Annotated in this window: 7 protein-coding genes; 6 read left to right on the top strand and 1 reads right to left on the bottom strand. The window is 35.5% G+C overall.

The genetic code is table 11. The features are described from left to right. A partial coding sequence (locus Q0505_RS13765; protein ID WP_299213839.1) for a hypothetical protein occupies positions 1 to 422 on the bottom strand: 422 nt, incomplete at its 3' end. Positions 423 to 445: 23 nt separating this feature from the next. Between Q0505_RS13765 and tsaD the strand changes: the two genes are divergently transcribed. The 6 genes from tsaD to Q0505_RS13735 all read left to right on the top strand — a co-directional run bounded on the left by tsaD (position 446) and on the right by Q0505_RS13735 (position 10,062). Next, positions 446 to 1,489 carry a tRNA (adenosine(37)-N6)-threonylcarbamoyltransferase complex transferase subunit TsaD gene (tsaD, locus tag Q0505_RS13760; RefSeq protein ID WP_299213837.1) on the top strand — a complete coding sequence of 348 codons (1,044 nt, stop codon included), beginning with the start codon at positions 446 to 448 and terminating at the stop codon, positions 1,487 to 1,489. Positions 1,490 to 1,491: 2 nt separating this feature from the next. Further along, positions 1,492 to 2,199, top strand: a complete 708-nt coding sequence (locus Q0505_RS13755; RefSeq protein WP_299213836.1) for a 16S rRNA (uracil(1498)-N(3))-methyltransferase — start codon at positions 1,492 to 1,494, stop codon at positions 2,197 to 2,199. A 173-nt stretch (positions 2,200 to 2,372) separates the two neighbouring features. After that, entirely contained in the window at positions 2,373 to 3,389 is a 1,017-nt protein-coding gene (locus Q0505_RS13750) for a hypothetical protein (RefSeq protein ID WP_299213835.1), read from the top strand. Between the two features lie 103 nt (positions 3,390 to 3,492). After that, complete coding sequence (gene uvrA / locus Q0505_RS13745; protein WP_299213833.1) at positions 3,493 to 6,339, top strand: excinuclease ABC subunit UvrA; 2,847 nt, start codon at positions 3,493 to 3,495, stop codon at positions 6,337 to 6,339. Positions 6,340 to 6,367: 28 nt separating this feature from the next. Then, complete coding sequence (locus Q0505_RS13740) at positions 6,368 to 7,063, top strand: TIGR00730 family Rossman fold protein (protein ID WP_299213831.1); 696 nt, start codon at positions 6,368 to 6,370, stop codon at positions 7,061 to 7,063. Between the two features lie 170 nt (positions 7,064 to 7,233). Continuing rightward, a complete protein-coding gene (locus tag Q0505_RS13735) occupies positions 7,234 to 10,062 on the top strand; it encodes a metalloprotease (protein ID WP_299213829.1) in 2,829 nt (942 codons plus the stop codon). The last annotated feature ends 142 nt before the right edge of the window (positions 10,063 to 10,204 follow it).

Genomic DNA, 10,204 nt, shown 5'->3' with positions numbered 1-10,204 from the left:
TTCTTTGAAAAAATAGAAATATTATCACTGTCTTCGCCTTTATAAATTTTAAGATGAAATTGAGTTCCTTCCAAATCAATACTTCCTAGTTCAAGATTCCCATCTATTATTTTTTTTACACTTAATACACTGGTATATAGTGTTCTAGAATAAATAAGGGTGTCCAGATGGTGGTCTTCTATATAAATACTTTTAAGGCTGAGATCGCCATTCCATTTGAGCCCCACTCGATCTACGTGTATAGACGTTCCGTACTTTTTATTGATCTTGCTTGTCACGATCGAAGCCACTTTAGTCTGTACGGCTGGTATTGAAAACAGCAAAAGTAAAAGCCCAAAAAATAGCAATAGGTACACGATAGTGCGTAATACTATTTTTTTAAATTTCTTGATACGGCTTATTGTTTTAACTTTGTTCTCCATTTACAACTTGTGTGCCTAAATTTATGACTACAAACTCGACAAATTGTTATTTACTTGCTATTGAATCTTCTTGTGATGATACAGCGGCTGCTATACTGCACAACGATAAAGTACTCTCTAATGTTGTAGCTACTCAAGAAATACACCAACAATATGGTGGTGTTGTTCCCGAACTTGCTTCTAGAGCACATCAACAAAATATTGTACCTGTAGTAACGGCTGCTTTACGCAAAGCAAATATCGACAAAAAAGAACTAAGTGCCATAGCTTTTACTAGCGGACCTGGACTATTGGGTTCCTTGCTTGTAGGGACTTCATTTGCGAAGTCAATGGCGCTAGGTTTAGACATCCCACTTATTGATGTTAACCACATGAAAGCACATATTTTAGCCCATTTTATTGATGAGGAAGGTTATGAGAAACCTACATTCCCTTTCCTAGCGATGACCATTTCTGGAGGACACACTCAGATTGTACGTGTAGACGATTACTTTGAAATGTCAGTCATAGGAGAAACGATAGATGATGCGGTAGGAGAAGCCTTTGATAAAAGTGCAAAACTATTAGGTCTCCCCTACCCAGGCGGCCCTCTAGTTGACAAATGGGCAGCAAAAGGAAACCCAAAAGCCTTTCCATTTACAAAACCGAAAGTAGCAGGGCTTAACTTTAGCTTCAGCGGACTCAAAACACAAATCCTATACTTTATTCAAAAACAAGTAAAACAAAATCCTGATTTTATTGAACAAAATATGGCCGATATCTGTGCCTCTATTCAATATACGATCGTTGGGATTCTTATGGATAAACTTAAGAAAGCTGTAAAGCAAACAGGAATTACCCAAATAGCGATAGGTGGTGGTGTCTCTGCAAATAGCGGAATCCGAAACGCACTTACGCAAGCCAAAGAAAATTTAGGATGGAAAACATACCTCCCAAAATTTGAATACACTACAGACAATGCGGCTATGATTGGAATTGTAGGGTATTTGAAATTTTCGCAAGAGCTAAAAGAAAAGAATACATATACAGATACAGGTGCTCATGCGCAATCACGCCTTAAAATATAAATATGCAATTATTCTATAGTGCGTCCATCTCAGAAGATTCAGATCAGTATACATTCTCGAGAGAAGAGAGTAAACATGTTATACGTGTATTACGTAAACAGGTAGGAGAGTCTGTTGATATCACAAATGGAAAGGGATTTCTTTTTAGAGGAGAGATTATAGATGATAATCCCAATAAATGTACAATTCAATTACACAGTACTTCTTTTCAAAAGCCATTACCCTATAAACTTCATATAGCTATTGCTCCTACAAAACTGAATGATCGCTTTGAATGGTTTTTGGAAAAAGCGACAGAGATTGGTATTACTGAGATTACTCCTATAATTTGTGATCATAGTGAACGTAAACTCATAAAAGAAGAGCGTTTTAAAAAAATAGTACAAAGCGCAATGAAGCAATCACTTCAGACACATCTCCCTATGTTACATCCCATAACTACCTTTAAGGACTTTATGACATCACAATCACAAGCTTCTTTCTCATGTATCGCACATTGCGAAGAAGCAGAAAAATTACCACTTACTAAAGAATTAACAGCTACAAAAGATATTTTAATCCTTATAGGTCCCGAAGGAGATTTTTCTTCAGAAGAAATAAAACACGCAGTGAGTGCTGGTTATAAAGAAATTACGTTAGGAAGCAGCAGACTTCGCACAGAAACTGCTGGGATTGTAGCTTGTCATAGTATTGCTTTTTTACATCAGTAAAATTCTAGATAAATAATTTAAAAGAATTTTGTATCAAATCCGCAGTATAAAGCATCAATTTTCTTACAAATCATGCCGTTTTATTTTGTGATTCTATTTTATAGTCGTTTATTTACTTCCTTATTCTAATTTTTAGAACAATAGGCCCAACTTATTGACTGTAAATTATCTAGATGAAATTAAGAAGTTTTATCAAATACGTTGTGCCTTACATCCCCGCTTTTACTAGCATTTTGGGATGTATTCTCATTGTATATGGTCTTGATAATTGGGTGCCTAAAGAAGCGCTTTCTATAGATAAAATAGATACGATTTTACTCATACTTTGTATGACAAGTATTCTTTTGGTAATTGTCCTTTTTGTATTCATACTCAACAAAACCAATCAAATCCGTTTTAGCAGTAATACGCTGAGTACAGAACTGAATGCTCTCACCCAGAAAATGCACCATTTTAGGAATATCATAGACATCTTAGTTCGTTCTGAAGTATGGAATACAGGACTTAAAGAATATATCGACAAAGAGTTTGGCGATCTCAACTACTTTACGATGAAAGAGTTCTACAAAGGAAGATCCAAACTGGCATTAGAATACATTGAAGAAAATAATAGATACGGAGACTCTGAAAGCCTATACCTAGAAGCTAAATCATTACTATTGGATGATCCTTCAAAAAGTAAAGTAGACTCCTTTTCAAACCCTCGCACCTACTCACCACGTATTCTTAAAAAATGGATAGAACATAAGTGTGGCTCTGGGATTTGGTATTACTTCGGATACAAATATGCATCTTATAAGGATGAGTTAGATGTAAATCGCATTTATGAACGTCATCAAGAAAAGATACTAAGTTATGCCGTTCAATTAGACACCCACCGCTATCAAGACATGGGATTTAGTGAAGATTTACTCTCTAAATTAGGAGAGCAAATGTCTGAAGAGGTGATTCCAAGATTATTTAGTATTACCATGCAGTCACAGCAACGCATTCCGATGATTATTAATTTTGCGTTTACCTTACTCGCACTATTGACAGTGATGGGAATCTTTTTACCTATAGGGGTCTTACTATTTCAATTATCCTTATTTTTTAGTTTTCTTTCCATAGGGTTTGTATGTGGTATTTTATTATTTATGATGCTCTCCATCTACCCATTTGTGATAAAAGAAATCAATACAGGCCGATAATTTTTTTTAGAGTCAAACAAACCTACAAGATTAACAATACATAAACGTCTCGCCCTTTCTAGTCTGCTGTCAAATAAGTAACTTTGCAACTTTTGGTAAATTTATGGCACAAATAGAAGACAATATTGAAGTTTACGGAGCTAGGGTACATAATCTTAAGAATATTGATGTTGTCATTCCTAGAGAGAAACTTGTAGTAATTACGGGACTATCGGGAAGTGGTAAAAGCTCACTCGCTTTTGACACCATTTATGCCGAAGGACAGCGACGCTATATAGAGACCTTCTCTGCCTATGCGCGACAGTTTTTAGGAGGACTAGAACGTCCTGATGTCGATAAAATCCAAGGGCTTTCTCCTGTCATTGCCATAGAACAAAAAACAACCAGTAAAAGTCCAAGATCAACCGTAGGAACCATAACTGAAATTTATGATTTTTTACGACTACTTTATGCGAGAGCAAGTGATGCGTATAGCTACAACACAGGGGAAAAAATGGTCAGTTATACTGACGATCAGATCAAAGATTTAATCATTGAGAGTTTTGAAGAAAAACGCATCAGTATCCTAGCACCTATCGTACGTTCCCGTAAAGGACATTACCGAGAACTCTTTGAACAAATTGCAAAACAAGGCTTTGTCAAAGTGCGCGTAGACGGAGAAGTAAAGGATATTGTAAAAGGCATGAAAATAGATCGCTATAAAACTCATGATATAGAGATCGTTATTGACCGACTTGCTATTCAATCCAATACGGATGATGATAAACGCTTGCGCGAAAGCATCAACACAGCCATGTACCACGGCGATGATGTACTCATGGTTTTAGAGCAAGATACAGACGAAGTTCGCTATTTTAGCCGAAACTTAATGTGTCCGTCTACTGGCATATCCTATCCAAACCCAGAACCGAATAATTTCTCTTTTAATTCCCCCAAAGGCGCCTGCCCAAAGTGTAATGGTATTGGAGAACTCTACGAAGTAAACGTAAACAAAATCATTCCAGACAAAAAGAAATCCATTAAAAACGGAGGCTTAGAACCACATGGCCCTCATAAAAACAACTGGATTTTCAAACAATTACAACTCATTGCAGATCGATTTGAATTTAAACTTACCGATCCTATAGAGCAAATTCCACAAGAAGCCCTTGACTTTATATTTTATGGAGGCAATGAAAAGTTTTCGATCCAATCGAAAGAACTAGGAGTGACCCGAGATTATAAAATTGATTTTGAAGGCGTTGCAAATTTTATAGAGAACACTTTTAACTCTAGTGAATCAACCTCCTTAAAGCGATGGGCAAAAGGATATATGGATAAAATCTTATGCCCAGAATGTGAAGGCTCTAGATTACGCAAAGAATCTTTATTCTTTAAAGTAGAAAACCAAAGCATTTCAGATCTTGCCCACATGGACATTTTAGAGTTGCAAAAATGGTTTCAACATTTAGAAGCCAAACTCTCCGAAAAACAAGTCAAAATTGCGTCTGAGGTTGTCAAAGAAATCAAAACCCGAATTCAGTTTCTGGTAGACGTAGGACTTACTTATTTATCATTACATCGTAATTCTAAATCCTTATCTGGAGGAGAAGCACAACGTATTCGTCTTGCTACACAAATAGGATCGCAATTAGTGGGCGTACTTTATATCCTTGATGAGCCTAGTATCGGATTACACCAGCGAGATAATCAAAAATTAATCAACTCTTTGATTTCTCTTAGAGATATCGGAAACTCTGTTATTGTAGTTGAGCACGATAAAGATATGATTGAGCGTGCAGATCATGTGATTGATATTGGTCCAAGAGCGGGTAAATATGGAGGCGAAATCATAAGTGAAGGAACTCCAGAAGAACTATTAACGCATAATACACTCACGGCTCAATATCTCAATGGAGAAAAAGAAATCCCTATTCCTGAAAAACGCAGAGAAGGAAACGGCAAAACAATAGAACTCAAAGGAGCTACTGGAAACAATCTGAAAAATGTCAATATTTCTATTCCTTTAGGAAAGATGGTCGCAGTTACAGGTGTTTCTGGAAGTGGGAAATCTACGCTTATTAATGAGACCCTCTACCCTATTATGAATGCCCATTATTTTAATGGCGTCAAAAAACCAATGCCGTACAAAAGCATTAAAGGACTAGATCATTGTGATAAAGTTATTGACATTAATCAATCGCCTATTGGGAGAACACCGCGTTCTAACCCAGCCACCTATACGGGAGCATTTAGTGAGATCAGATCCCTATTTGCCAAAACTCCTGAAGCACTTATTCGTGGGTATAAACCAGGGCGTTTTAGCTTTAATGTTACTGGAGGACGCTGTGAGACTTGTAAAGGAGGAGGATTACGTGTGATAGAAATGAATTTTCTCCCAGATGTATACGTAGAGTGTGAAACTTGCCAAGGAAAACGGTTTAATAGAGAAACTTTAGAAATACGGTATAAAGGAAAATCTATTGCTGATGTGCTAGAAATGACCATCCGTGAAGCAGCTGATTTTTTTGAGCCTATTCCAAAAATCTACAGAAAACTTAAAACAATTAAAGATGTAGGATTAGGATATATTACTTTAGGACAGCAATCTACCACCCTATCGGGGGGAGAAGCACAACGTATCAAATTAGCAACTGAATTAAGTAAACGTGATACAGGAAATACCTTTTATATTCTAGATGAGCCAACGACAGGATTGCATTTTGAAGATATCCGTGTCTTAATGGAAGTCTTAAATAAATTGGTAAACAAAGGCAATACTGTTTTGATTATAGAACACAATCTAGACGTTGTAAAAATGGCAGATTACATTATCGATATAGGATATGAAGGTGGAAAAGGTGGTGGTGAAGTCGTTGCCAAAGGCACACCTGAACAACTTATAAAGAATAAAAAAAGTTATACCGCTCAATTTTTAAAAAAAGAAATGAATCCCAAAGTAACTATATAAAGCTTACTTTTAAAAATAAAGAAACACCATGACAGTACATAGTCAAACAAGACCAAAAGGTTGGAATGAAAATAAAACAAATGACTCTTGGGCAATATTTAAAATTGTAGGAGAATTTGTCAATGGATTTGAAAAAATGAGTCAGATAGGTCCATGTGTCTCTATATTTGGAAGTGCACGTACCAAACCAGAAAATCCGTATTACAAACTTGCCGTAGATATATCTCAAAAAATAGCAGAAAATGGCTATGGTGTAATTACAGGAGGTGGTCCAGGTATTATGGAAGCTGGAAACAAAGGAGCGCATCTCGCTGGTGGAACTTCAGTAGGGCTAAATATAGACCTTCCTTTTGAGCAACACGACAATCCTTATATAGATAGCGATAAGAGTCTTGATTTTGATTACTTCTTTGTACGTAAAGTGATGTTTGTAAAATACTCTCAGGGATTTGTCGTTATGCCTGGAGGTTTTGGAACGTTAGACGAACTTTTTGAAGCGATTACCTTGATTCAAACACGCAAAATTCAAAAATTCCCTATCATCTTGGTTGGAACAGATTTTTGGAGTGGTTTGATAGATTGGGTTAAAACAACCCTCTTAGATTCTTTTAAAAATATCAGCGCAACAGATATAGATCTTATTCACGTGGTAGATACCCCTGATGAAGTTATCGAAGTGCTAAATAATTTCTATGATAAATATGAATTAAGCCCTAATTTCTAACATCACAAAAAAACTAATAAACAATCACTAATTATATTAACCATCAGATACTATTCTATGTCAAAGGAAGTTTGTTAATTAGCAAACTTTAAATAGCAATCTTAAAATGGATTAATAAAAGTTGGCATTAAATATGTTGCACACAAATCCAATAATTCTTTAACTACATATTGAAAAAAATCCTAAATGCCTTTTCTGTTATCTGTTTGCTATGCTCACCTGCTATAGCACAAAACACTATTGGAGTAAACGCACGTTTATTACCTGATGAAGATACAATCGAAATTACACAAACGATTACGTATCAAAACACAACTCAGGACACATTAACTACGATTTATCTTAATGATTGGGCGCATAGTTTTTCTTCTAAAGAAACACCACTAGCCGTTAGATTTGCTGAAGACTTTGAGAAAAAATTTCACTTAGCAAAAGATGAAGAAAGAGGATTTACTACTATTAAATCTATTTATGACGGTACTTCGTATTTACAATATAAAAGATTAAAGGAAGCACAAGACATTTTAGAAATACCTCTTAAAGAAGCGCTACTCCCAAAAGCTTCTTACAGCCTTAAATTAGTCTACAAAGTCAAACTGCCGTATGCCCGATTCACAAACTATGGAGTCACCAAAACTAAAGATTATAATTTAAGATATTGGTACATCACTCCTGCTATATATGATGGAGAGTGGCAATATTACAGTAACAAAAATCTAGTAGATCGCTATTATCCGAATAGTGATATTCAAATTACATTTTCACTACCAAAAGAATACGAGATTATATCCGATTTTGAAACTCGCATAGAAAACACCTCGTATAATACACAAGAAAAAATAGCCATCCTTAAGGGTAAAGATCGTATCAATCCAAGAGTCTATCTTACTCAAAATTCAGATTTTGAAAAAATAGAAACTGATTTTTTAACCCTACATTCAAATATAGACGACCGACAAATAGGCGACCCTATCCGCGCATTGATTATAGATCGTATTGCAGGGTTTATGAAAGAAAATTTAGGAGAATATCCACACGAAACTTTACTGATTACACAAATTGACTATAAAGAGAATCAAGTATATGGTCTGAATCAATTACCTAATTTTATACGTCCGTTTCCTGATGGTTTTCAATATGAAATTAAACTCGTAAAAACGATCATTAACAAATACGTAGATAATACATTACTAGTAAACCCTAGAAAAGATAGATGGATCATCGATGGAATTAAAGTACATCTCATGCAACGATACATTGATACTTTTTACCCAGATTTAAAAATAGTAGGAAGTTTGGATAAGTATTGGCTCGTACGACAATTCTATCTTTCTAAGCTCGAATTCAACGATCAGTACAATCTGATGTATATGAATATTGCGAGGCTTAACCTTGATCAGCCCTTATCGAAGCCTTATGACTCACTTATTAAATATAATGTACAAATTGCCAATGCCTATAAGAGTGGGGTTGGACTCACCTACCTTGGAGACTTCTTAGGAAATGATGTGGTAGAAAATACCATTAAAGAGTTTTATGCCAACTATAACTTACAGCATGGTACCACCTCTAAAGACTTTGAAACACTCATTCGCAAAAACACAGAAAAAGAGGTTGACTGGTTTTTTGATGAATATGTAACCACCAGACGTAAGTTAGATTTTAAAATAAAAAAATCTGAAAGAGTAGGAGATTCACTCATTGTAACGATTAAAAACAAGAGAGATAATACAGCTCCCGTTTCTGTATACGGTATAAAAGATGGAGAAGTCGTTTCAAAAACATGGGTAGAAGATATACAAAAAATAAAAACAGTAACCCTTGCTGCAGATAGTATTGATAAGGTCGTATTAAACTATGAGCAGATCATTCCAGAATATAATCTTAGAGACAGTTATCACAATCCTAATGGCTTTTTAGGACTAAACAAACCTATCCAATTCAAGTTTTTACAAGATTTTGAAAACCCTTCAAAAAATCAAGCCTTTATTATACCTACCGTAGAGTTTAATATTTATGATGGAGTAAGCCCAGGACTTAAATTGTATAATAATACCATTCTTCGAAAGAATTTTAGATTCAAACTAGAACCACAATACGGATTGCGATCCAAAGCCCTTATTGGTAAAGCCTCCTTATCCTATACACATTTCTTAGAAGATAGCAAACTCTTTAGCATTCGCTACGGACTTTCTGGAAACAGATCTTCTTTTGGTCCAGACCTTTTCTTTGAACGATTTATACCTTTCTTGAACTTTAATTTTAAACCAAGAGATTTTAGAGCAAATAGAGGTTCTAATCTATCAGCTAGATTTGTAAGCGTAAAGAGAGATGATGATTTTAGGCAAGAATCACAAGATCCGGATTATTCCGTATTTAATTTACGCTTCTCACATTTTGACCGTGCGATCATTAATACCGTAAGTTATAACACAGATTTACAAATAGCCAGAAACTTTAGCAAACTCTCTGCCACCTTCTTTTACAGACACTTATACCTAAGCAATCGGCAGTTGAATTTACGTTTTTATGCTGGTGGTTTTTTGAGAAATAAGATAAGAGATAGTGGCGACTTTTTCAGCTTTGCGTTAGACAGACCTACCGATTATCTCTTTGATTTTAATTACTATGGCAGATCGGAAGATAGCGGTATCTTTAGTCAGCAATTTATTTTTGCTGAAGGTGGTTTTAAATCCAGACTAGAACCCGCTTTTGCAAATGAGTGGATTACCACTATTAATGCGAGTACCACCATCTGGAAGTATATCTACGCCTACGGCGATGTTGGTCTTGTAAAAAACAGATCGCGAGACCTCAATCCTGTGTATGATGCGGGAATCCAAGTGAGCCTTTTGGATGACTACTTTGAAGTCTTCTTCCCCGTATATTCTAATCTAGGTTGGGAAATTGCGCAACCCAATTATGATCAAAAAATACGCTTTATTGTTTCCCTAGATATAGATACCTTGATACGTCTTTTTCAACGAAGATGGTATTAATATAACGTGAGTTCGATATAAGCTTTTCTTCTTTTTCTCTAGCATACGACAGAATATGAATTCTAGGCGAGATGGAGCGCTGGATTTCCGTTAAAAATTTTTGAAGCCTTGGAAACGACAAAGTGTTAGCTTTGGGCGAGGA

Origin of the sequence: uncultured Dokdonia sp. (assembly GCF_937910895.1) — a bacterium.
Lineage (GTDB): Bacteria > Bacteroidota > Bacteroidia > Flavobacteriales > Flavobacteriaceae > Dokdonia.
Note: the sequence above shows the minus strand (reverse complement) of the source record. Positions and strands in the feature narration are given on the sequence as shown.